General features: G+C 58.2%; 19 protein-coding genes. 5 read left to right on the forward strand and 14 right to left on the reverse strand.

Going from position 1 to position 21,191, the window contains the following annotated elements; genetic code table 11:
* Window positions 1–8: 8 nt before the first annotated feature.
* The 5 genes from ACR0ES_RS00260 to ACR0ES_RS00280 all read right to left on the reverse strand — a co-directional run bounded on the left by ACR0ES_RS00260 (window position 9) and on the right by ACR0ES_RS00280 (window position 4,997).
* Window positions 9–2,903, reverse strand: a complete 2,895-nt coding sequence (locus tag ACR0ES_RS00260) for a formate dehydrogenase subunit alpha (protein WP_480869165.1) — start codon at window positions 2,901–2,903, stop codon at window positions 9–11.
* A 105-nt stretch (window positions 2,904–3,008) separates the two neighbouring features.
* Window positions 3,009–3,197 carry a ubiquinol-cytochrome c reductase iron-sulfur subunit N-terminal domain-containing protein gene (locus ACR0ES_RS00265; protein ID WP_209504175.1) on the reverse strand — a complete coding sequence of 63 codons (189 nt, stop codon included), beginning with the start codon at window positions 3,195–3,197 and terminating at the stop codon, window positions 3,009–3,011.
* A gap of 57 nt (window positions 3,198–3,254) precedes the next feature.
* Window positions 3,255–3,866: a TorD/DmsD family molecular chaperone gene (locus ACR0ES_RS00270; RefSeq protein WP_209595960.1), complete on the reverse strand. Its 612-nt coding sequence runs from the start codon at window positions 3,864–3,866 to the stop codon at window positions 3,255–3,257.
* A gap of 4 nt (window positions 3,867–3,870) precedes the next feature.
* Window positions 3,871–4,446: a DUF3306 domain-containing protein gene (locus ACR0ES_RS00275; protein WP_480545649.1), complete on the reverse strand. Its 576-nt coding sequence runs from the start codon at window positions 4,444–4,446 to the stop codon at window positions 3,871–3,873.
* Complete coding sequence (locus tag ACR0ES_RS00280; protein WP_267365561.1) at window positions 4,443–4,997, reverse strand: DUF3305 domain-containing protein; 555 nt, start codon at window positions 4,995–4,997, stop codon at window positions 4,443–4,445. Before ACR0ES_RS00280 ends, ACR0ES_RS00275 begins: the two co-directional genes overlap by 4 nt.
* 289 nt (window positions 4,998–5,286) lie before the next feature.
* Here ACR0ES_RS00280 and ACR0ES_RS00285 point away from each other — a divergent pair, with 289 nt between their 5' ends.
* Window positions 5,287–7,239 (forward strand): 4Fe-4S binding protein, encoded by a 1,953-nt coding sequence (locus tag ACR0ES_RS00285; RefSeq protein WP_480537660.1) that lies wholly within the window; start codon window positions 5,287–5,289, stop codon window positions 7,237–7,239.
* Here ACR0ES_RS00285 and ACR0ES_RS00290 read toward each other — a convergent pair.
* On the reverse strand, window positions 7,233–7,961 hold the full coding sequence (locus ACR0ES_RS00290; protein ID WP_480869167.1) for a hypothetical protein: 729 nt from the start codon (window positions 7,959–7,961) through the stop codon (window positions 7,233–7,235). The genes ACR0ES_RS00285 and ACR0ES_RS00290 overlap by 7 nt on opposite strands.
* A 132-nt stretch (window positions 7,962–8,093) precedes the next feature.
* On the opposite strand from ACR0ES_RS00290, the gene ACR0ES_RS00295 reads away from it, so the two are divergent.
* The 3 genes from ACR0ES_RS00295 to ACR0ES_RS00305 are packed head-to-tail and all read left to right on the forward strand — an operon-like array spanning window position 8,094 to window position 10,326.
* Window positions 8,094–9,155, forward strand: a complete 1,062-nt coding sequence (locus ACR0ES_RS00295) for an Mrp/NBP35 family ATP-binding protein (protein ID WP_480485893.1) — start codon at window positions 8,094–8,096, stop codon at window positions 9,153–9,155.
* On the forward strand, window positions 9,152–9,850 hold the full coding sequence (locus ACR0ES_RS00300; protein WP_480485891.1) for a biotin/lipoate--protein ligase family protein: 699 nt from the start codon (window positions 9,152–9,154) through the stop codon (window positions 9,848–9,850). Before ACR0ES_RS00295 ends, ACR0ES_RS00300 begins: the two co-directional genes overlap by 4 nt.
* Window positions 9,847–10,326 carry a DUF6505 family protein gene (locus ACR0ES_RS00305; protein WP_480869168.1) on the forward strand — a complete coding sequence of 160 codons (480 nt, stop codon included), beginning with the start codon at window positions 9,847–9,849 and terminating at the stop codon, window positions 10,324–10,326. The genes ACR0ES_RS00300 and ACR0ES_RS00305 overlap by 4 nt, the downstream gene beginning before the upstream one ends.
* Here ACR0ES_RS00305 and ACR0ES_RS00310 read toward each other — a convergent pair.
* From ACR0ES_RS00310 to acs, 8 genes are all read right to left on the reverse strand, one after another.
* Window positions 10,323–10,823, reverse strand: a complete 501-nt coding sequence (locus ACR0ES_RS00310; protein ID WP_480869170.1) for a flavin reductase family protein — start codon at window positions 10,821–10,823, stop codon at window positions 10,323–10,325. The two genes, ACR0ES_RS00305 and ACR0ES_RS00310, sit on opposite strands and share 4 nt — an antisense overlap.
* Window positions 10,824–10,913: 90 nt before the next feature.
* Window positions 10,914–12,326 (reverse strand): 3'-5' exonuclease, encoded by a 1,413-nt coding sequence (locus ACR0ES_RS00315; protein WP_480772598.1) that lies wholly within the window; start codon window positions 12,324–12,326, stop codon window positions 10,914–10,916.
* 2 nt (window positions 12,327–12,328) lie between these two features.
* Window positions 12,329–12,847 (reverse strand): hypothetical protein, encoded by a 519-nt coding sequence (locus ACR0ES_RS00320; RefSeq protein ID WP_267364034.1) that lies wholly within the window; start codon window positions 12,845–12,847, stop codon window positions 12,329–12,331.
* Window positions 12,848–12,874: 27 nt separating this feature from the next.
* Window positions 12,875–14,698, reverse strand: a complete 1,824-nt coding sequence (locus ACR0ES_RS00325; RefSeq protein WP_480869172.1) for a DUF294 nucleotidyltransferase-like domain-containing protein — start codon at window positions 14,696–14,698, stop codon at window positions 12,875–12,877.
* A 108-nt stretch (window positions 14,699–14,806) separates the two neighbouring features.
* Complete coding sequence (locus ACR0ES_RS00330; protein WP_480481301.1) at window positions 14,807–16,591, reverse strand: sodium:solute symporter family protein; 1,785 nt, start codon at window positions 16,589–16,591, stop codon at window positions 14,807–14,809.
* Between the two features lie 15 nt (window positions 16,592–16,606).
* Window positions 16,607–16,891: a DUF4212 domain-containing protein gene (locus ACR0ES_RS00335; protein ID WP_209504901.1), complete on the reverse strand. Its 285-nt coding sequence runs from the start codon at window positions 16,889–16,891 to the stop codon at window positions 16,607–16,609.
* A gap of 180 nt (window positions 16,892–17,071) precedes the next feature.
* The gene (locus ACR0ES_RS00340; RefSeq protein WP_480869174.1) at window positions 17,072–17,755 is read right to left on the reverse strand and encodes an adenylate kinase; all 684 of its coding nucleotides are present in this window, start codon (window positions 17,753–17,755) and stop codon (window positions 17,072–17,074) included.
* Window positions 17,756–17,762: 7 nt separating this feature from the next.
* A complete protein-coding gene (gene acs / locus ACR0ES_RS00345) occupies window positions 17,763–19,727 on the reverse strand; it encodes an acetate--CoA ligase (protein WP_480869176.1) in 1,965 nt (654 codons plus the stop codon).
* Between the two features lie 430 nt (window positions 19,728–20,157).
* Here acs and ACR0ES_RS00350 point away from each other — a divergent pair, with 430 nt between their 5' ends.
* A complete protein-coding gene (locus ACR0ES_RS00350) occupies window positions 20,158–21,174 on the forward strand; it encodes a C4-dicarboxylate TRAP transporter substrate-binding protein (protein ID WP_480869649.1) in 1,017 nt (338 codons plus the stop codon).
* Window positions 21,175–21,191 lie beyond the last annotated feature (17 nt).

Genomic DNA, 21,191 nt, shown 5'->3' on the forward strand with positions numbered 1-21,191 from the left:
CGTCCTCCTTACGCTGCCGAGATCTTGCAGAGAGTACACTTGGTCTCCTGCATCTGGGTCACTGAATCATAGCCATAAGTCTGGGCGGTGTTGGAACTTTCGCCCAGAACATAGGGGTCAGCACCGGCGGGGTATTTGTGCCGCAAGTCCTCGCCCTGGAAATGGCCGCCAAAGTGGAAAGGCATGAAGGCGACACCGGCACCAACCCGATTGGTCAGCATTGCCATCACCTTGACCTTACCGCCTTCCGGACCTTCTACCCAGACCTGTTGCCCGTCCCGAATGCCAAGGTTGTTGGCATCGCGCGGGTTGATCTCGACGAACATGTCCTGCTGAAGTTCAGCAAGCCATGGGTTAGATCGGCTTTCATCGCCGCCGCCTTCATATTCGACCAGACGACCTGACGTCAGGATTATCGGGTAATCCTTTGAAAAGTCGTTCTTTTGGATCGAAGCATAAAGGGTGGGCAGGCGATAGGCGTGCCGGTCCTCGTAGGTTGGATAGTCCACCACCAGATCACGCCGGTTCGTATAAAGCGGCTCGCGATGCAGTGGGATCGGATCCGGGAAGGTCCAGACGACCGCGCGGGCCTTGGCGTTCCCGAAGGGCGCACAGCCATGCTTGATCGCCACCCGCTGGATACCGCCCGAAAGGTCGGTTTTCCAGTTGGTCTCGGGGCCTGCAACGGCATCGATTGCAGCGCGTTCTTCAGCCGTCAGGTCGCCGTCCCAGCCAAGGTCCATCAGCATCTGCATCGTGAATTCAGGGTATCCGTCCTGAATTTCTGATCCAACGCTATAGACCCCTTCGGCCAGCAGGTTGTCGCCATCGCGTTCCACTCCGAACCTGGCGCGGAAGGTCAGGCCGCCTTCGGCCACCGGTTTGGACATGTCATAGAGGTTCGGGGTCCCCGTATGACCCATCTCAGCGGTTCCCCAGCACGGCCAGGGCAGACCATAATATTCGCCGTCGTTTGGTCCACCAATGGCTTGCAGCGTGGTTCGGTCGAACGTGTGCTGATTGGCCATATGGCTTTTCAAACGCTCTGGCGACTGCCCGGTATATCCGATGGTCCAGAGGCCCGAGTTGAATTCACGCGTGATGCTTTCAACATTCGGGGTCTCGGGGTCTTCCATCTCGATATTGCGGAACAGGCGATCCGCCCAGCCGAACTTGTTGGCGAACTTGGCCATGATGACCTCGTCCGGCAGGCTTTCGAACAGCGGATCAACGACCTTGTCACGCCACTGCAACGAGCGGTTTGACGCGGTGACCGAGCCACGGGTTTCGAACTGCGTACAGGCGGGCAAAAGGTAGACGCCATCGGTGCGGTCATGCAGAACGGCCGAGACAGTGGGATACGGGTCAATCACGACCAGCATGTCCAGCTTTTCCATTGCCGTTTTCATTTCCGGACCCCGTGTTTGCGAGTTCGGCGCGTGACCCCACAGAACCATGGCACGGACATTGTTGTCCTGATCCATGTTCGCAGGATCTTCCAGAACACCGTCGATCCAGCGAGAGACCGGGATACCGCTTTCATTCATCAGCGGTTTGTCCTTGCCGTCTTTGCCCTTGATCGTGGCGAACTGGCCCTTCAGCCAATCCAGGTCTTCACCCCAGACGCGGCTCCAGTGACCCCATGCGCCCGCAGACAGGCCGTAATAGCCGGGCAGGGTGTGGGACAACACACCAAGGTCTGTCGCGCCCTGCACGTTGTCGTGGCCGCGGAAGATATTGGTGCCACCACCCGAGGTACCCATGTTGCCCAGCGCAAGCTGAAGCACGCAATAGGCGCGGGTGTTGTTGTTGCCGTTGGTGTGCTGCGTGCCGCCCATGCACCAGATGACCGTGCCGGGGCGGTTGTTGGCCATTGTTCGGGCAACACGTTTCAGTTGCGAGCCAGGCACGCCAGTGACGCGTTCTGTTTCTTCAGGCGTCCATTTGGCCACCTCATCCTGAATCTGGTCCATACCCCAGACACGGGTGCGGATGAACTCTTTATCCTCCCAACCGTTGTCGAAGATGTGCCACAGGATACCCCAGATCAGCGCAACGTCTGTACCCGGGCGGAAACGGACATATTCATCCGCATGGGCCGCGGTGCGCGTAAATCGCGGGTCGCAGACGATCAGCGGTGCGTTGTTCTGCTCTTTCGCGCGCAGAACGTGCAGCAGAGAGACAGGGTGCGCCTCGGCCGGGTTGCCGCCGATGATGAAGATGGCGCGCGAGTTGTGGATGTCGTTATACGAATTGGTCATGGCGCCGTAGCCCCATGTATTCGCAACACCCGCAACAGTGGTCGAGTGACAGATACGGGCCTGATGATCCACGTTGTTCGTGCCCCAGTAGGCAGCGAATTTGCGGAACAGATAGGCCTGTTCGTTATTGTGTTTTGCTGAGCCCAGCCAATACACGCTGTCGGGCCCGGATTCTTCGCGGATCGACATCATGCCGTCGCCGATCTCGTTGATCGCCTCTTCCCAGCTGATGCGCTTCCACTCGCCGCCTTCCTTTTTCATCGGATATTTCAGGCGGCGCTCGCCATGGGCGTGCTCGCGAACCGAAGCCCCCTTGGCACAGTGTGCACCCAGGTTGAACGGGCTATCCCAGCCGGGTTCCTGCCCGACCCAGACACCGTTCTGTACTTCGGCAACGACGGTACAGCCGACCGAACAGTGGGTGCATACGGATTTGATGTTTTCAACGGCCTGTTTGGCCGCCGTCTGGGCACTGGCTGGCGTCACGGTTCCACCTGTGGCGCTGATCGCGGCAAGGCCGCCGATCGTCAGGCCCGAGCCACGCAGGAATGCGCGGCGATCGACGGTTTTCTCGCCGACCTGGGACAGGATACTTGTCCGCTGGGGGCGTCTCGCAACCCCGTTGGTCTTTTTCCTAAGCATGTCTTTCCTCCCTTGCGCGCCGTGTAAGCCACGGCTGGCTTGGTACTGCTGAAGCCGACGTCAGGGCCAATCGCAACCGTCTGTCGGGTGTGAAAGCGTCCAGTCCTAGAACCGGGTGCTCTCGATGTATGCGCGTGTATGCGCAGTATCCTGAATGCGGGTTTCGTCGGTCGGCAGCGCGGCGGCTTCGGCCTTCCCGGTCAGGCTGGCGGCGGCAACGGCAGCGGGTGCTGCGGTTCCGGCCAGTTTGAGGAAGTCACGGCGGGTGGCGCCTTCTTCCTTGGTCTTGCTCATGGGAACCTCCTTTCCCAATTGCGGTTTGGCGCCCATAGGACACCGGCGATGTGCGGGTTACCCCGCCGTCATCCGGAACGCTTCGCGCTCGATCTCCATGAACACCCGACCGGCAGTGCCGACGGATGCATAAAGAACCGAGTTCTCGGCTGCTTCCAAATCCGAATAGAAATGCGTGGCCCAGGGGCCGATGTGCTTGCTCCAGAATGCCTTTTGGTCATCCAGGGAAGCCGGGCCGCCAAAACGCCCGACGATCATTCCGGCCATCATCTCCATCAATGAGGCGATGTTATCTTCGGGCTCGAACACGTTTTGGGCACGTGTGATCCCGCGAACCGCCATGTCATTGCGCAGCTGAGCCAAGGGTTTCTCGTTCAAAAAGCCCGTCAGGTAGAAGCTGGCATATGGCAGCAACTCACCCCGGCCCAATCCGATGAACAACGCATTGAATTCCCGTTCGGCAGCGGCTGGCTTGGTGACCTTAGCAACCCGTGCCATGGATTGAACGGCCTTGCCGAGATCCGTGTCATCTCCGACCAGACCAGCCATTTGGTCCAGCAACATCTGATCCGGAGGACCTGCCAGTAACAGACCCAGAAAGTTATAGAAATCCGCGCGCAGTCGATCCTCGGCTGAAACATCCAGAGTGTGCGCGTCACTTGCGGTCATTCGGTCATCCTTCAAATTCAAATGTCATTCGACGTGGCGACGGGGGACGCTCGAGTTCTTCCGGCTCTTCTACCTGAGCAACTGAAACCGGCTGTGGCACGGGATCAGGGTCAACCGGCACGACCTCAGGTTCAGAGAGCGTATCAGCCTCGATTTCGTTTTCTTCCGTTTCTTGCGCGTCGGCGGCCAGTGCCTCGACATGCGCCAGCATGCCTTTTCCAACCTGATAGGCGGTTTGGATGTTTTCGATCACGCAGGCGGCATCGGTGTAGTCCTCGCCGTAATCAACCAGCCCGTCGACATTTGCCAGAACAGGGTTCAGCCGCCACAACCGCCGCAGGGCGCGGCGCCGAAGGCGATCAGGCACTGCCTTGGACATAAAGCCCGAAACATCATCGCAGGGTCCGAGGGTATCGGGATCGGGAAGGTTGAATTCGGCCAAAATCTCAACGTCACTCTTTTCTTCAAGTTCAGCGTGATGGGCTGCGATCACTTGTTCTTCAAGGGCCAGCGCCTCGGCTTCAGCTTCGGCCTGAACGGCAGCCTTTCGGCGCGACCAGAAATCACGCCGCTCTGTCATTGCAGCACCCGTCTCGGGGCGCGGAAAACATCCGATGCCTGCCGGATACGCGCGTCGCCCTTACCATCCTCCACCAAATCGGTTCGCTTTCTGTCGCGACGGCGCTTGACGAACACTTCGTGCTGGTGATGTTTCAGGGTGAAATCCCGTACCCAGGCGATCAACCCTTCGGTCATTGGGATTTTCTCGACAATCTCTTCGCCGGTGTCCGCGTAATCCTGCCCCTGGAACGGAGAAGCGGTGATCAGAACTGCATTCAGGGGCGTGTCGCCCTTCAGCTCATTCCGCAGTACAAGATAGATCGAGGGTTGCCCGTCCGACAGGTTGACCAGGTAGGCTTCAGTCTCGTCCGCCCAGAGGGTCAGGGGAAGGGTGGCAGCGTGGTATTCGACCGCCTCGCCTTCGCGGCGCAGTTCCTGCCAATCGGCTGGCCCTGCACCGGGCAACACGGCGACCGCGCGCCAGTTCCAGCGGGCCCAACGTGTGACCCCGGGTGTTTTGCGCACAATGACGCCAACCGGCATGTCGATCTGGCTTGCGGCCTTGGCCACTGGATCCTCCCCGAAAGGCTCTCCCCTGCCTTTCCATGTCCACTATGGTACACAAAATAGCCACGTGCCAAGCCTGCGCTTTAATACTTTGGTCGTATTCCCGGTAGCGTCTTCGTGATCAAAGCCTGAGAAGGCTTTTGTTTTATGGGATTTTGCCGCGAAACTCTGCCGGGCGCGCTGTGCACTTCGCAGGGTTGAAGTTGCTTCATCGGGAATGCAGCCTAAAGTGCAAAGGCGGGAATGCAGCCTAAAGTGCAAAGGATCGGGACTGCTTCCCGAGGGAGGGGACATGGGCACGAAACTTTTGCTCTGCGATTGCGCGGGAACTCAGGCGCTGGATCCGGACAGGATCGAAAGCGCCTGCGGGATTACCTGTTCAAAGGTGCATACCGCGCTTTGCACAAAAGAACTGCAATCTGCTGCATCCTTGATGCAAGAGGGCGATACCGTCATCGCCTGTCTGCAGGAACAAGAGGTGTTCCGGTCGCTTGCCGAAGATATGAATGTCGAAATTCCCGGCTTTGTCGACCTGCGGGATCGCGCCGGTTGGTCCGATCAGGGCGCGGATGCGACGGCCAAAATGGCTGCCTTAGCTGCCGAAGCGTTCCTGCCGCAACCGGTGACGCCCAGCGTTGATGTTATCAGCGAAGGCACGTGTTTTATCATTGGTCCTGGTACCGTTGCCTTTGGACTGGCGGAAAGGTTGGCCCGAACACTGGCGGTAACCGTTCTGGTCACGGATCAGGCTGAGCCAGACTCTCGGGCCTTCGATGTCATTCGGGGACAATTGCGGTCTGTTTCGGGTGCTCTGGGTGGGTTTTCCTTGCGTCTGGACAATGTGCAGCAAGTGGTTCCCGCAGGCAGAGGTGCTTTCAATTGGACGGAACCAAGAGATGGGGCGCAATCGGCCTGCGATATCATTGTTGACCTGACGGGGGGCACGCCCTTTGTGCAGGCTCCGGCCAAGCGCGAAGGGTATTTGCGGGCTGATCCCAAGGATGCGGTTTCTGTAGAACGTCTGGCTTTTGACGCCGCCCAACTGGTCGGAACATTCGAAAAACCTCTGTACGTGCGACTGGAGGAAACACTTTGCGCCCATTCGCGGGCGGAACAGGTCGGATGCTCAAACTGTCTGGATATCTGCCCAACCGGTGCAATCACACCCTCGGGCGAGCATGTGGCGATTGATCCGATGGTCTGCGCCGGGTGTGGCGAATGCGCGGCGGTCTGCCCGTCATCGGCGATAACCTATGAAGATCCACCTGTTTCGGCCTTGCTGTCACGGATGCATATTCTGGAACGCACGTACCGAAGGGCAGGCGGAATCGCACCCCGGTTGCTTGTGCACGACGCCTACGGTGCCGAAATGATAAGGCTTACAGCAAGGTTCGGCCGGGGATTGCCTGCGGATGTTATCCCGCTGGAATTGAAAGTGATATCCGGGTTCGGCCATTCGGAAATGCTGGCCGCGCTGGCACATGGATTTGCGCGTGTGGATGTGTTGCTGGCCCCGAAGACCGAACGGGATGCGCTGGATCGCGAAATTGAACTGGCACGTGCCATAACCAGTTCGGATGCGATCGGGCTGATCGAGGAGGTGGACCCTGATGCGATGGCAGACTTGCTGTATGCGCAAAATGTCCCCGAACCGTTGGCAAATCCGGTCTTGCCACTTGGCAACCGCCGACAAATCGCGCGGCTGGCAGCACAGGCCCTGAACCCGCAGGCCAAAGCCCCGCTGCCATTGCCTGAAGGTGCGCCTTACGGTGCCGTTGCTGTGAATACAGACAGTTGCACGCTCTGTCTTAGTTGCGTGTCGCTGTGCCCGTCCGGGGCTTTGATGGATAACCCTGACAAGCCCCAGTTGAACTTTCAGCAGGATGCGTGCCTGCAATGCGGAATGTGCAAGACGATCTGCCCCGAAGACGCGATCACCTTGGTGCCGCAACTGGATCTGAGCGACGCTGCCCTGTCTCAGCAGGTCCTGAACGAGGAGGAACCGTTTGCCTGCATCGAATGCGGGGCTCTGTTCGGGGTGAAATCAACCGTTGAACGGATCATGGAAAAGCTTTCGGGCACGCACCCGATGTTTGCCACATCGGATCAGGCACGGATGATCCAGATGTGCGACAATTGCCGGGTGAATGCTCATTTCCAGCAGCAGGACAATCCGTTCCAGTCAAAACCCAAGCCTCGGGTCGTTACCACCGAGGATTACTATTCGGATAGAAAGGATCACTGAAGCTCTAGCGGCGCGCCCAGATCAGCGGCGTCTATGCGCGAAACAAAAGCCAGGATGGCTTCAAGATCGTCCAACGTCATCTTGACCGGGTGAATTGGGGATGGGCGCTCGGGATCAAAGGGCGGTGTCAACCCGTCGATCTGCGTGAATGCGGGGTGGGGATTGAGGGCAAAGAAAGCTTCGAACCGTTCCGACCAATCCGGCATCGCGCGCAGGACGGCGAAAGAGGGGGTCGAGCCAAGCCCGTTCATCCGATTGCGGGGGCCAATCACATGACATCGACCACAATGGGTCATCGACAGTTCTTCGCCCAACACGGTGTTGCCGTCCAGGGTATCGTCCAACTGGGTGACCTTGGGATCAAAGCTGGCGCTGAACGGTTCACCCACTACAGGAAGAAAACCTTCGACAGTGCGCTTGCCGATCTCTGATTGCAGCCAGTCGCGAAACCGGATTTGACGGTCATCGCCTTCGATCCGCAGGTGATAAACCACGCCACCACGGGCAAAGACAGGATCGCCGGGTGGTTCGGTTACCAGCGCCATGGCACCGGCATCATCTGCGACAACGCGTATCCCGGTCTTGAGAGAGAAGCGAGGAAGGATATGTTGCAACAGACCGGAGTCGTTAACCTCTGCCGGAGCCGCAAGGCCAATCGCCTCCTGCGACAAGGAGGGGGTGGCGGTGAGCGTCAGGCTCAGGCACAACAAGACAAGGCGCATGGTTTAGCCTAACTATGAAGGCTGTTACGCGTCAAATGAACAGAAAGAGACGGAGACACATGCAATGAGCGGCGACCAATACATGTCGACACGCACGCCCCTGTCGGCGGGGCATACCAAGGAGAGAACAGCGTGAGTGTTCGTGACGCGGTTCTGGCGAACCTGAAAAAGATCACCGATCCGGTTTCAGGTCAGGACATTGTCAGTGCGGGCATCGTGCGTGCGCTGAATGTCGAGGGCGATACGGTTCGCTTTGTCCTTGAGATCGACCCGAAGCATGCCGAAAAGATGGAACCTGTGCGCGCAACAGCTGAAAAGGCCGCACAGATGGTTGAGGGCGTCGTAAATGTTTCGGCCCTGATGACTGCGCATTCCGATAAGGCGCCGCCGGACCTGAAGCCGAAACCCAAGCCCTCGCAAACTGGACCGCAGGCCGTTCCCGGTGTCGACCGGATCATTGCGGTTGCTTCTGGCAAAGGGGGTGTGGGCAAATCCACCGTGTCGGCCAATCTGGCCTGTGCGCTGGCCGCAGAAGGGCGGCGCGTGGGTTTGCTGGACGCGGATGTTTACGGGCCGTCGCAGCCTCGGATGTTGGGTGTCTCGGGCCGTCCGGCCAGCCCCGATGGCAAGACCATCCTGCCTCTGCGCAACCACGGCGTCACCATGATGTCGATGGGGTTGATGACCAATGAAGGGCAGGCCGTTGTCTGGCGCGGGCCGATGCTGATGGGGGCGCTGCAACAGATGATGAGCCAGGTGCAATGGGGTGCCCTGGACGTGCTGATCGTCGACCTGCCGCCCGGTACCGGCGACGTGCAACTGACGCTGAGCCAGAAATTCAAGGTGGACGGCGCTATTGTCGTCTCGACGCCGCAGGACGTGGCGCTGATTGATGCCCGCAAGGGAATCGACATGTTCAATCAGCTCAAGACGCCTATCGTTGGGATGATCGAAAACATGTCCACGCATATCTGTTCGAACTGTGGGCATGAAGAACACGTCTTTGGTCATGGTGGTGTCAAGTCCGAGGCCGAGGCGATGGGCGTGCCGCTGCTGGGTGAAATCCCGTTGCATCTGGACATTCGTATCGCCGCAGACGGGGGTGCGCCTATTGTGGTCAGCAAACCAGACAGCCCTCAGGCCGAGGCTTTCCGCAAGATCGCCCGCGACATGATCGCCAAAGGTACCGCATGAGCCAACCGGTCTTTCCCCCTTTGTTGACGGGTCACCCGGTTCAGGGTGGGGAAGACCCGTTTGAACGCGCCCAGGCTATGGCGGCTTTGGGCTGCGATGCGGGGGCGGTTGTTTATAACATTCAGGCCGATTACCTGCGTGTCGCGATCGTTTTCGCGCCCGAGGTGCCGCTTCGGGACGCGATGGCGATGCTGCCGCTTTGTGCCGTTGGGTTTCAGAATGCGCTGGGCGCTCTGGCCCCACCCGAAGTGGCGGTGCATCTGGGGTGGGATGGTCTGATTTGTGTGAATGGTGCGAAATGCGGTGTGTTCCGCGTTTCGGCCTCCGGGGAAAACGCGGAAGAAGAACCGGATTGGCTGATTGTCGGCTGGGAGCTCGCATTGATGCAAACCAGCACCGCGCCCGGCGAAACGCCGGATGTCACAGCCCTTTATGATGAAGGTTGTGCCGAGGTTTCGGCCACGCAACTGGTCGAAAGCTGGTCACGCCATATGCTGACCTGGCTCAACCGCTGGCAGGAGGATGGCAACGCGCCCCTGCATGCCGAATGGATGGGCCTGCTGCGTGGCGTAGGTGAGCCACTGGTTGATGGCGGTGTATTCCTTGGCACGGATGAGAGGTTTGGAATGCTGATCCGCGACGGGGTCAACACCCGCCTGCGCCCGCTGACGGAACTATTGGAGAACGGACGATGAAACTGGCCCGCGCGATCCATTTCGATGATAGCGACATGAACGTGTTCCATTCTCCGGCACGTACGGGCGAATGGTGCGTTTCGGGCGGGTTCGAGTTTTCGAACTGGAACGGCGCGGATCTGGAAGGTAAGGCGCGTCAGGCTTTTGCGAATGGCTGGCTGGGGCTGGAAACCTTTGGCCGAGTGACGTTTGTGGCGGTAACCCAGATCGAAGCGGCTGAAAGGGATCAGATCACCCGCAATCTGGCAGAACATTTCGTGCAGTATTACGGAGCGCCCTCGGTCGAAGCGGCATTGATCGTGGCACAGAACGAAATCGATCACATGTCAGAGCTGTGTGAAGACCATGCCGCCAACACGCTGCTGACCGTCGCCAGAGAATTGTCTGAGACAGGAGTGCACGAAGCCTTTCGTGTGATCACTCCGCAAGACGCACAGCTAGAGGTTCTGGCGGTGCATGGGTCGCTGGACGACTAGAAAGGGTCGACAAACCCGCCGAACTGACCACGCTTGAAGATCAGACCCTTGCCGGTGCGGTACATGACCTGATCCACATGACCGACAATGATCAGATGATCTCCGGCTTCGTGCCGGGCATGCAACCGGCAGTCAAACCGTGCCAGACAATTGGCCAGCTGTGGGCGATCAGCCTCGTCCGCCGTCCATTCGGCATGGGTGAAATCCACACCGTCGCGGGCAAATCTAAGCGCCTGGTCCTGTTGATCCTGAGCCATCACGTGGATCGAGTAATGCGTGCAGGTGCTGAAAGTGTCGAAGCGGTTTGACTCTCTGGCCAGGCACCACAACACCAGCGGCGGATTCAGGGACACTGACGCGAACGAGTTTACGGTGATTGCACGTGGGCCGTCTTCGGTTTGCGCAGTGATCACGGTGACGCCTGTTCCGAAACATCCCAGCGCCTCACGAAAGGCGTGGCTTTGATCCGGGGTCGGTGTGAAAATCTTTTCCGTCATATCGCGCGCGTGTTCCTTGGCCGCGCATCAGGTGCCATGCGTGGCCCGGATTGTCCACGAAAAGCTGAACGGTATTTGCAAATTTCGGTGTTAATTCAGGTCTTCCAGAAGACGTCCGTGTTTGCGGGTCTGGACGATGACTTCGCCAAAGGTGTTCAGCCCGCGCGCCTGCAGAATGGGCAGCATCTTGACCAGCGCCTCGGCCGTTGCCACCGCGTCGCCCAATGCCGTATGGCGCAGCGCCTCGGGGATAGTGATGTCCAGCCGTTCGCACACTGCGTCCAGTGTATGTGTATCGCTTGCGCCGAACAAAACAGCCGACAGCAGCACAGTGTCGAGTATCGGATGATCCCATTCGACTTCCATACGCTTGGCATGGCGGCGCAGGAACGCCATGTCGAACGGGGCGTTATGGGCTACGATCACCGCATCGCGTGAGAATTGGTGAAACACACGCCCGGCTTTGACGATATCCGGCGCGCCCTGAACCATGCGATCACTGATCTTGTGCACGCGGGTCGAGGCAGCAGGGATCGGAATGCCCGGATCAACAAGCATGTCCAGATGCTCGCCCGCAACGATCTTGCCTTTCACAACGCGGACCGCGCCGATTTGAACGATCTCATCCTTGTGCGGCAGCAAACCGGTTGTTTCCGTGTCAAAGACCACAAAACACAAATCCACCAAAGAGCGGTTTTCGAACGCACCGTCACCCGGCGTGTCCAGCAACTCGAAATCATAGACCAGTGGGCGTGCCTCATCTGGCGACATACGGGCAACGCTGTCTTCGAACACCAGCATGTAACCGGGTGCGTCCCCCAGTGGCTTCATTCGGGCCGAATAGGTTTGTCGGCCGTCCACGCTGGTCAGGGTGCAGAAAACATCCTTACCTGATTTGCACAACTTTCCATACGCGTCCGTCAGCCCCGTCGATTCGATGTATTCGAAGAGCGAGGCGTTCAGGCGGGGATGCGCGATCTGGGCCAGCACCTCGGCTGCCTGACCATCATACAAAACGATCTGGTGTTTCGGACTGGCCAGCAACATGGCGACCGGGATTTCGGTCAGAAGGGCAGTAAGGCGCTGTTTTTCCGCCGCCAGATGAGCGGTTTCGGCGGCCACCGCCTCGGCTGTGTGCATGGCATTTGCGGCAAGTTGCTCGGCCAGGCCAGCCGCTGCTGGGGCCAGATCGCCCAGGTATCGCGCGGCTTGCATGTCCAGATCGGTGCTGACACCGGCATGAGCGCGGGCCCGCAGTTGTGCTGAAAGCCGTTCGATCGGTTTGGCGACATTGTCGTCAAACAACAGCCAGATACCGGCGATCAAAGCCAGTAATCCAAACCCGATCAGAACCTCGGCAAAGATGAAGTCATCAAACAGGTCAGGTTGCGCTGCCCGGGCATAGGTGATCCACAGGGCGGCGGAACTGATTGATATCCCGCCGAGCGCGAGCAGACAGAAAAACAGAAATATCCTGAACCTCAGGCTTAACCCTGTGAGCATGGTCAAACCCCGCAGGTGGCGTCGATGATGGGGTCGGCAGGCCCGGCAGATATCCAGTCTGCATTCAGCAGACGTCCGTCATCGGAAAACTCAGCACCGTCCGCAAGATTGGCGCGACGATTCTCGGCACAGTTTACGGCTACGGGCAGTTTTGAAACCGGGGCCCAGCGGCCGAAGAAGTAAAGATCGACAAGCCGCTGGTCGGGCACGTTTTCGTTTGTGCGCACCGACACGGTGTCGATGGCGGCAAAGCGGTCGACGAAGGGCATGGCGTAGGTCCACGGGCGGTAGAGGGCGCGGCTTTCAACCTCTTGTACGATTGCCATTTCCTCGGGAAGCTGTTCGCGCGTGCGGTCATACCAGGAATACTCGCTGGAAATTGTCACAGCGATCATCCCCAAACCCGCCGCGACCGGAGTAACCCATTTCGGCAACCGCCCTCCGGTCAGCTTGTTCAGCACAAGAACGATACCCGCAAAAGCGAAGCCCGCAAAAACAGTGCCGATCAATTCCAGAAACATCGTGTCACTCCGTTCTTCAGATGCATGTCAGCCCAGTAGTCCCTTGCCGTGGCCGACCGCCGATTGCATCGTTTTTACCACAACAAAGGCATCACGAAGATGACTTCGCTCAAAGTCCGAAAGATCGGAAGGTGGCAAATAATTGTCTGGTTTCTTGCCCGATTTAACCAGCTGGACCTGGTGTTCAAGCCGGGTTTCAGCGATCAGATCATAGGCGTCCAGTAAATCGCGTGCGCCCGACGCGCTGAGAACGCCATTGGCCTCAGCCGCTTTAAGGCGGGCTCGGGTATTGGCCTCGGGCAGTTCGCCTTGCAAGGCGTAGATCCGCGCCAGATCCACGACCGGAACAACACCATTGTGTTTCAGGTCCAGCGTATTGCGATGTTCGCCCGACCGGATGGTCGCAAAACCACGCAGCAAACCCAGCGGCGGCGTGTGTTTCAACGAGTTCGAGATCATATGCGCAACGAAGATCGAATTGGCCCGAGCTGCGGCCAATGTGTCGGCCTGCAGGTCGGCGAACAGGTCGAACGCGCCGCCAATCGGGCGCAAGTCAAACATGACTGATGCCAGCATCTGCGCTTCGGGGTTTGGTTTGGCGATCCATCCCTTGAAATAGTCGCGCCAGACACGCACCGGCTGACACCAGCGCGGATTGGTCGCCATCATGTCGCCGGGACAATAGAAATAACCACAGGTATCCAGCCCGTCCGACACGAACCTGGCCAGCTTTGTAAAGTATTCCATATCCGCATCGGTCACTCTGTCATCCAGCATCAGGCAGTTGTCCTGATCCGACACGCCTGTCTGCTCTTGCCGCCCTTGCGAGCCGCAGGCCAGCCACAGATACGGCACAGGGGGCGGGCCCAGTTTCTGTTCAGCAAGGGCCAGAAGGCGCCGGGTAACCGTGTCGGCAATGTCGGTGATCAGGCGCGTGACTATTTCGTGCCGGTTCCCGCCTGCAACCAGTTGCACCAGCAGCTGTGGGATTTCCGCCGTTACTCGCGCCATATCTTCGGCGGTATTTGCCTGTGCGATGCGTCGCACCAGTTCGGCCGAGTTCACGGCCTGGTAATGTGTCAGGTCGGTTTGTGTGACGATACCGACCAGTCGACCGCCCTCGGAAATCGGGACGTGGCCGATGCCGCGTTCCATCATGATGTGCAACACGTCTGAACCAATGTCGCCGGGTGACAGGGTGACGGGGTTCGCGGTCATGATCTCGGAAATTGGCGTGGAAGGAGGCAGGCCGTCCGCAACGTATTTGCCCGAGATATCCCGCAGCGTCGCGATGCCCTGCAACGTGTCGCCGTCTGTGATGCACAGCGACGAGATGTGTTTATCGCGCATGATCTGCGCCGCTTTCTGAACTGGCGTATCCGCGGGGCAGGTGGCCGGGTTATGTGCCATCAGAATATCAATGGAACTGGTCGCAAGGCTTTGCGGGCCACTTCTGTCGCCGCGTGTGCGGTTGAAGAACCTGGCGACCACATCGTGACCGTCGATCAACTCGCGCACCAGATCCGGTGGCAAAACAATCAGGACCGACGGAGTGTGCGCACGCGCCTTGGTGGCTGCCTTACCGTCTTTCAGCAGTCCGCGCTCTCCAAAAGAATTGCGCAAACCCAGTTGAGAGACAACGGCACCATTCTCATCGGTGATTTCAACCTGTCCTTCATAGATCACGAACACACCGGGAAGCGCATGACCCAGTTCATAGACCGAGGTGTCTTCCTCGACTTCCCAGACCTCGATCTGTTTTACGATCTGATCCAGGGCATCAGCCGGTAACGCGTCATAGGGATGAACGGATTTCAGAAACCGGGCGATTTCATCGTGGGACAGGGGCATCTGATGTCTCCGATGTTTTGGTGAAAAAATCCCGCCCAGTGGTATGCCGGGCGGGAGTAGTGGATCGAAAGATGCGGTCGAAGGCAAGTGCCAACGACCGCATCATGCTCACTTGTTCTGAGCTGCACCCGCACCACGGGGAATGCGAACGCTTTCGACCAGTTCCTTGATCTCCTGCGGAGTTTCCTTGGTCATGCCAGCCACAACATAGGCGACAGCGAAGTTGACCATGGCACCGACAGCGCCGAACGAGGTCGACTGGATCGGACCCAGCAACGGATCGGCATCGGTGAACGAGTTGGTGTCGGGAATGAACAGCCATCCCTTGTGCAGGAAGATGTAGACCAGTGTAACGACCAGACCTGCCAGCATACCTGCAACAGCACCGGTGTTGTTGATGCGGGTCGAGAAGATCCCCATCATCAGTGCCGGGAAGATCGAGGCTGCCGCCAGACCAAAGGCCAGAGCAACAGTCTGTGCCGCAAAGCCCGGAGGATTCAGACCCAGCCAGGTCGCTACAGCAATCGCCACAGCCATCGCAATCCGTGCCGACAGAAGCTCGCCTTTTTCCGAGATCTGCGGGTTGATTGCGCCCTTGATCAGGTCGTGAGACACGGCTGACGAAATCGCCAGCAGCAGGCCGGCAGCAGTCGACAGAGCAGCCGCAAGACCACCAGCAGCGACCAGACCGATCACCCAACCGGGCAGGTTGGCAATCTCGGGGTTGGCCAGAACCAGGATGTCGCGGTTGAACTTGGTCAGCTCATTTCCGACCCAGCCTTTTTGTTCCGCAATCGCCTGCATCGATTCAGACTTGTCATTGTAGTACTGAATCTTGCCGTCGCCGTTCTTGTCTTCCCAATCCAGCAGACCGGTTTTCTGCCATGTGGCCATCCAGTCGTACCGAGCATCATTGTCGATCTGTTCGACTGTAACGGCACCACCTTCGATGCCACCATTGGGCCACATCATGTCGGTGATGTTCAGACGGGCCATTGCGCCAACAGCCGGAGCGGTCAGATACAGCAGCGCGATGAAGACCAATGCCCAACCAGCCGACCAGCGTGCATCAGCAACTTTGGGAACGGTGAAGAAGCGCATGATAACGTGCGGCAGACCGGCGGTACCGATCATCAGCGACAGGGTGAACAGCACCATGTTCAGCGTGTTCGAGTGATGGGCCGTGTATTCGTTGAAGCCCAGCTCTGTCACGATGCCGTCCAGCTTGGTCAGCAGCGGTACACCGCTTGCAGTGTCGCCAAACAGACCCAGCGCCGGAATCGGAGTGCCGGTCAGCTGAAGCGAGATAAAGATGGCAGGGATGGTGTAGGCGGTGATCAGCACGCAGTACTGAGCGACCTGTGTATAGGTCACGCCCTTCATCCCTCCGAACACCGCGTAGGCAAACACAACGCCTGCACCGATCAACAGCCCGGTGGTGTTCGACACTTCCAAGAAGCGGCCAAAGGCAACCCCAACACCGGTCATCTGACCGATAACGTAGGTCACCGATGCAACAATCAGACAGATCACCGCAACGATGCGTGCTGTCTGGCTGTAAAAGCGGTCGCCGATGAACTCCGATACGGTGAACTTGCCGAACTTCCGCAGGTAAGGCGCAAGCAGCAGGGCCAACAGCACGTAGCCACCCGTCCACCCCATCAGGAAGGTCGAGTTGTCATAGCCGGTAAAGGCAATCAGGCCCGCCATCGAGATGAACGAGGCCGCAGACATCCAGTCTGCCGCTGTCGCCATACCGTTGGTGACCGGGTGTACGCCGCGACCGGCGGCGTAGAACTCTGATGTGGAACCCGCGCGGGCCCAGATCGCGATGCCGATGTACAGCGCAAAGGATGCGCCGACAAACAGCAGGTTGATGGTAAACTGATCCATTATCCCCGCTCTCCCTTACTCTTCATCCACGCCGTGTTCGGCGTCCAGCTTGTTCATGCGCCAGGCGTAGTTGAAGATCAGCACCAGAAAGACCAGGATCGATCCTTGCTGAGCGAACCAAAAGCCCAGATCAGTACCACCGACGGCGATGCCCGACAGCAGCGGACGCAGCAGGATGCCGAATCCAAATGACACCAGCGCCCAGATCACGAGGCTGATGTAGATGAGGCGCAGGTTGGCCTGCCAATAGCCCTTGTCGGCTTCGGCTGCCTGCGCGGAGTTTGTAGATTGATCCGCCATTGCGGGTTCCTCCTTCGCTTCCTCGTTTGGCGGCCCGGTGCCCAACTCCTCCAGTGCGTCGGTCCGCTTCTCGACAATGCCCAACACCGTGTGGTGACAGGCAAAACTCCACCAGTCCGCCAAGGCGGTCTTTTGAAGTATTCTTTTTAGGATCAAAGCCTTGTGGCTTTTCTCCTCCCCTTAACTCATTACGTCGCCGACGATCCCTTCGAGATCGCCTGCGATATCTTCGATCCTGCCCATAGCATTGATGCGTTTCAGAACACCGTGACTGTCGTAGTAGGTGATCAACGGCGCGGTCTGTGCGTGATAAGCCGCCAGGCGCGAAGCCACGGTTTCAGCGTTGTCATCCGCGCGGCGCTTGAATTCGGTGCTGCCGCACTTGTCGCACTTACCGTCTTCGGCAGGCTTCTTAAACTGGTCGTGGTACCCTTCACCGCAGCCCGCGCAGGTATAGCGGCCCGAGATGCGGATCACCATTTCGGCATCTTCCACTTCCAGGCTGATTGCTGCGTTGATCTTTTGGTCATTGGACGCAAGCAAACCATCAAGCGCCTCGGCCTGAACCGTTGTGCGTGGGAACCCATCCAGAATGACACCCTTGGCGCAATCTGGTTGCGCCATACGGTCGCGCAGGATCGCAATGACGATCTCGTCACTGACCAGATCACCGGCTTCCATCACGGCTTTGGCGGCTTTGCCTGCGTCGGTGCCTGCGGCAACGGCTTCGCGCAGCAGGTCACCCGTGCTGAGTTGAACAAGTCCGAATTTCTCTTCCAGCATCCGGGCCTGCGTGCCCTTCCCGGCGCCCGGAGGGCCGAGAAGGATAAGTACTGCGGGTGTGGTGATCGTAGCAGCGTCCATCACATCCTCACTTGCCCGCGCGGTTTTCGATCAGGTCTTCGACCACCGACGGGTCGGCCAGTGTCGAAGTGTCACCCAGCGAACCGAAATCGTTTTCGGCAATCTTGCGCAGGATGCGACGCATGATCTTGCCCGAGCGTGTTTTGGGCAGGCCCGGGGCCCACTGGATCACATCGGGGCTGGCGATCGGTCCGATCTCGGTCCGGACCCAGGTGCGCAACTCCTTGCGGAGCTCTTCGCTTGGTTCACGGTCATTCATCAAAGTGACATAGCAATAGATGCCTTGCCCCTTGATTTCATGAGGATATCCGACAACAGCAGCTTCTGCCACGGCGGCGTGCGCAACCAGTGCGCTTTCCACCTCGGCCGTTCCCATGCGGTGGCCCGACACGTTGATCACATCGTCCACGCGGCCGGTGATCCAGTAGTCGCCATCTTCATCGCGGCGGCAGCCATCACCAGTGAAGTAGTAGCCTTTGTAATCCGAGAAATAGGTCTTTTCGAACCGCTCATGATCGCCCCAGACGGTGCGCATCTGGCCGGGCCAGCTGTCTTTGATGCAGAGCACACCCTCGACACCATTACCTTCGATCTCAACGCCGGACTGAGGGTCCAACACCACAGGTTCGATGCCAAAGAACGGTTTCATTGCCGATCCGGGCTTCATTGCATGGGCGCCGGGCAGGGGGGTCATTAGGTGACCGCCGGTTTCAGTTTGCCACCATGTATCCACGATGGGACATTTGCCCTTGCCGACGACATCGTTGTACCAGTTCCAGGCCTCCGGGTTGATCGGCTCGCCCACGGTTCCCAAAGTGCGCAGATCGCTGAGGTCGCATTTCTCGACAAACTCTTTGCCCTGACCCATCAGGGCGCGGATCGCTGTAGGCGCGGTGTAGAATTGGTTCACCTTGTGCTTTTCGCAGACCTGCCAGAAACGCGAGGCGTCTGGGAAGGTTGGTACACCTTCAAACATCAGCGTGGTCGCACCGTTGGCCAGCGGGCCATAGACGATATAGCTGTGGCCGGTGACCCAGCCCACATCCGCCGTACACCAATACACGTCGCCTTCGTGATAATCGAAGGTGATCTCGTGCGTCATTGCGGCGTAAACCAGATAGCCGCCGGTTGTGTGAACAACGCCTTTTGGCTGACCGGTCGAGCCAGAGGTGTATAGGATGAACAGCGGATCTTCGGCGCTCATTTCGGCTGGTGCGCAGTAGTCGTCCGCCTCAAGGGCCATTTCGTTGTAATCAAAGTCACGACCGTCGATCCAGGTGGTCTGACCACCGGTGCGTTTTACGACAAGGCACTTGACGGTATCCTTGCAGTGCAGCAGCGCCGCGTCGGCATTGGATTTCAGGGGCGTTTTACGACCACCGCGCGGAGCCTCGTCCGCAGTTATGACGACCTTGGCGTCACAGCCATTGATCCGGGCCGCCAACGCGTCCGGCGAGAAGCCTGCAAAAACGATAGAGTGAATTGCGCCGATCCGCGCACAGGCCAGCATGGCATATGCCGCCTCGGGGATCATCGGTAGATAAATGACAACGCGGTCGCCTTTGCGCACACCCAAAGATTCAAGGACATTTGCCATGCGGCAAGTGCGGCGGTGCAACTCCGCGTAAGAGATATGCTGAGCCGGATCATTTGGATCGTCCGGCTCCCAGATGATTGCCGTTTGATCACCGCGGGTTTTCAGGTGGCGATCCAGACAGTTGGCCGAAACATTCAAGGTGCCATCGGCATACCAGTTTATCTTAACCGAACCGAAATCGTAGTTAACGTCTTTGACCTGGGTGAAGGGTTTGATCCAGTCAACGCGCTTGCCTTGCTCGCCCCAGAATGCGTCGGGGTCACTGATCGAAGCGGCGTACATGTCGGCATATTTTTCGGCATCAACATGCGCACGTGCGACGGTTTCTGCGGATGGCGGATAGGTCTTGGCATCTGCCTGGGCAGCGGTGGTCATTTTTGAGGCTCCTCCCTCTGGACTGGATTTCGTTGGGATATTTTTTGCCACTTGGTCCGGCAATGTCGATCCCGTTCCTCCCCGAGGTCGAATATTACCGAGTTCTGAAAATAAATAAATAAATTGCCGGAATCCCTGAATTTATTTGTAAAGAAATTTCTAACTATGGTCGCACGTAGTAAAGAAAGTTCGAAAATTCCGTAAAAACGCATTTAAAATAAATGGATATGTGTAACACATTTCCTGCCTGCGATGCTTGGCATAAGCGGGTGTCGGTCCGTGAACATCTGGTTTTTCTTCGTGCGCAATCCAAGCGGGAACTCCTTCCGAGGCCGGCGGATTACCAGCGCAGGGTTGGCACATTAGAATGTTGGCGCTAGCTTGATCCTCAAGCGCCTCGGGAGGAGGCGCATCAATGGGAGATCAAATGATGAAAAACATGTTGAGCGGCGCCGCCGTCGCCGCCCTGAGCTTTGCCTTTGTCGGCGAAGCTTTTGCTACTGAATGGAACGCATCGGTCTGGGGCAAGCGTCGAGCCTTCACCGAACATGTTGAAAAACTGGCCGAGCTTGTCAGTGAAAAAACCGGTGGCGAATTCACCATCAATGTCAGCTATGGCGGTTTGTCCAAGCCGCGTGAAAATCTGGACGGTATTGAAATCGGCGCATTCGAGATGGCTCAGTTCTGTGCGGGTTACCACCGCGACAAAAACCGCGCGATTACCGTTCTGGAGTTGCCTTTTCTCGGCGTGAACAACTTGCAGGAGGAGGTGGCGGTAAGCCATGCGGTATATGACCACCCCGCAGTCAAGGATGAGATGGCCCAATGGAACGCCCGCATCATCATGACCTCACCTATGCCACAGTATAATCTGGTCGGCACCGGCGAGCCGCGCGATAAACTGGCTGATTTTGAAGGAATGCGGGTCCGGGCCACTGGTGGTTTGGGGCAAGCCTTCGAGGCAGTCGGAGGCGTTCCGACATCAGTTCCCGCAACCGAAGCGTTCAATGCAATGGAATCCGGTGTGGTCGATACCGTGGCCTTTGCCCAGCACGCACATCTGTCTTTCGGGACGATCAACGAAGCCGACTGGTGGACGGCTAACCTGAACCCGGGAACGGTAAACTGCCCGGTCGTGGTCAACATTGACGCTTACGAGGCTCTGCCGGCTGCGCATCGCGAGGCGCTGGATAGCTCGATTGATGAGGCGATTGACCACTACCTGACAAATTACGACGGATTGCTCGAGCAATGGGACAGTGTTCTGCAAGAAAAGGGTGTCCAGAAAGTCATGATTGATGATGCCGTGATTGCAGAATTCCGCACCAAAGCAGCCGACCCGATCCGTGAAAAGTGGATCGCGGAAATGACGGAACAGGGGCTGCCAGCGCAGGATCTTTTTGATCTCGTGCAGATGACGCTGACGCAACAGCGCGGCGGCAACTGATCCTGAACCCGGGTGCC

Source organism: Ruegeria sp. N7 (assembly GCF_056531345.1).

Excerpts from the sequence above, each read along its gene's own strand:
- ACR0ES_RS00315 (WP_480772598.1), bottom strand. The coding sequence starts at position 12,326 with ATGCTCACAGGGTTAAGCCTGAGGTTCAGGATATTTCTGTTTTTCTGT.
- ACR0ES_RS00310 (WP_480869170.1), bottom strand. The coding sequence starts at position 10,823 with ATGACGGAAAAGATTTTCACACCGACCCCGGATCAAAGCCACGCCTTT.
- ACR0ES_RS00290 (WP_480869167.1), bottom strand. The coding sequence starts at position 7,961 with ATGCGCCTTGTCTTGTTGTGCCTGAGCCTGACGCTCACCGCCACCCCC.
- ACR0ES_RS00325 (WP_480869172.1), bottom strand. The coding sequence starts at position 14,698 with ATGCCCCTGTCCCACGATGAAATCGCCCGGTTTCTGAAATCCGTTCAT.
- ACR0ES_RS00305 (WP_480869168.1), top strand. The coding sequence starts at position 9,847 with ATGAAACTGGCCCGCGCGATCCATTTCGATGATAGCGACATGAACGTG.
- ACR0ES_RS00330 (WP_480481301.1), bottom strand. The coding sequence starts at position 16,591 with ATGGATCAGTTTACCATCAACCTGCTGTTTGTCGGCGCATCCTTTGCG.
- ACR0ES_RS00260 (WP_480869165.1), bottom strand. The coding sequence starts at position 2,903 with ATGCTTAGGAAAAAGACCAACGGGGTTGCGAGACGCCCCCAGCGGACA.
- ACR0ES_RS00285 (WP_480537660.1), top strand. The coding sequence starts at position 5,287 with ATGGGCACGAAACTTTTGCTCTGCGATTGCGCGGGAACTCAGGCGCTG.
- ACR0ES_RS00350 (WP_480869649.1), top strand. The coding sequence starts at position 20,158 with ATGAAAAACATGTTGAGCGGCGCCGCCGTCGCCGCCCTGAGCTTTGCC.
- ACR0ES_RS00335 (WP_209504901.1), bottom strand. The coding sequence starts at position 16,891 with ATGGCGGATCAATCTACAAACTCCGCGCAGGCAGCCGAAGCCGACAAG.
- ACR0ES_RS00270 (WP_209595960.1), bottom strand. The coding sequence starts at position 3,866 with ATGACCGCAAGTGACGCGCACACTCTGGATGTTTCAGCCGAGGATCGA.
- ACR0ES_RS00320 (WP_267364034.1), bottom strand. The coding sequence starts at position 12,847 with ATGTTTCTGGAATTGATCGGCACTGTTTTTGCGGGCTTCGCTTTTGCG.
- ACR0ES_RS00265 (WP_209504175.1), bottom strand. The coding sequence starts at position 3,197 with ATGAGCAAGACCAAGGAAGAAGGCGCCACCCGCCGTGACTTCCTCAAA.
- acs (WP_480869176.1), bottom strand. The coding sequence starts at position 19,727 with ATGACCACCGCTGCCCAGGCAGATGCCAAGACCTATCCGCCATCCGCA.
- ACR0ES_RS00275 (WP_480545649.1), bottom strand. The coding sequence starts at position 4,446 with ATGACAGAGCGGCGTGATTTCTGGTCGCGCCGAAAGGCTGCCGTTCAG.
- ACR0ES_RS00300 (WP_480485891.1), top strand. The coding sequence starts at position 9,152 with ATGAGCCAACCGGTCTTTCCCCCTTTGTTGACGGGTCACCCGGTTCAG.
- ACR0ES_RS00340 (WP_480869174.1), bottom strand. The coding sequence starts at position 17,755 with ATGGACGCTGCTACGATCACCACACCCGCAGTACTTATCCTTCTCGGC.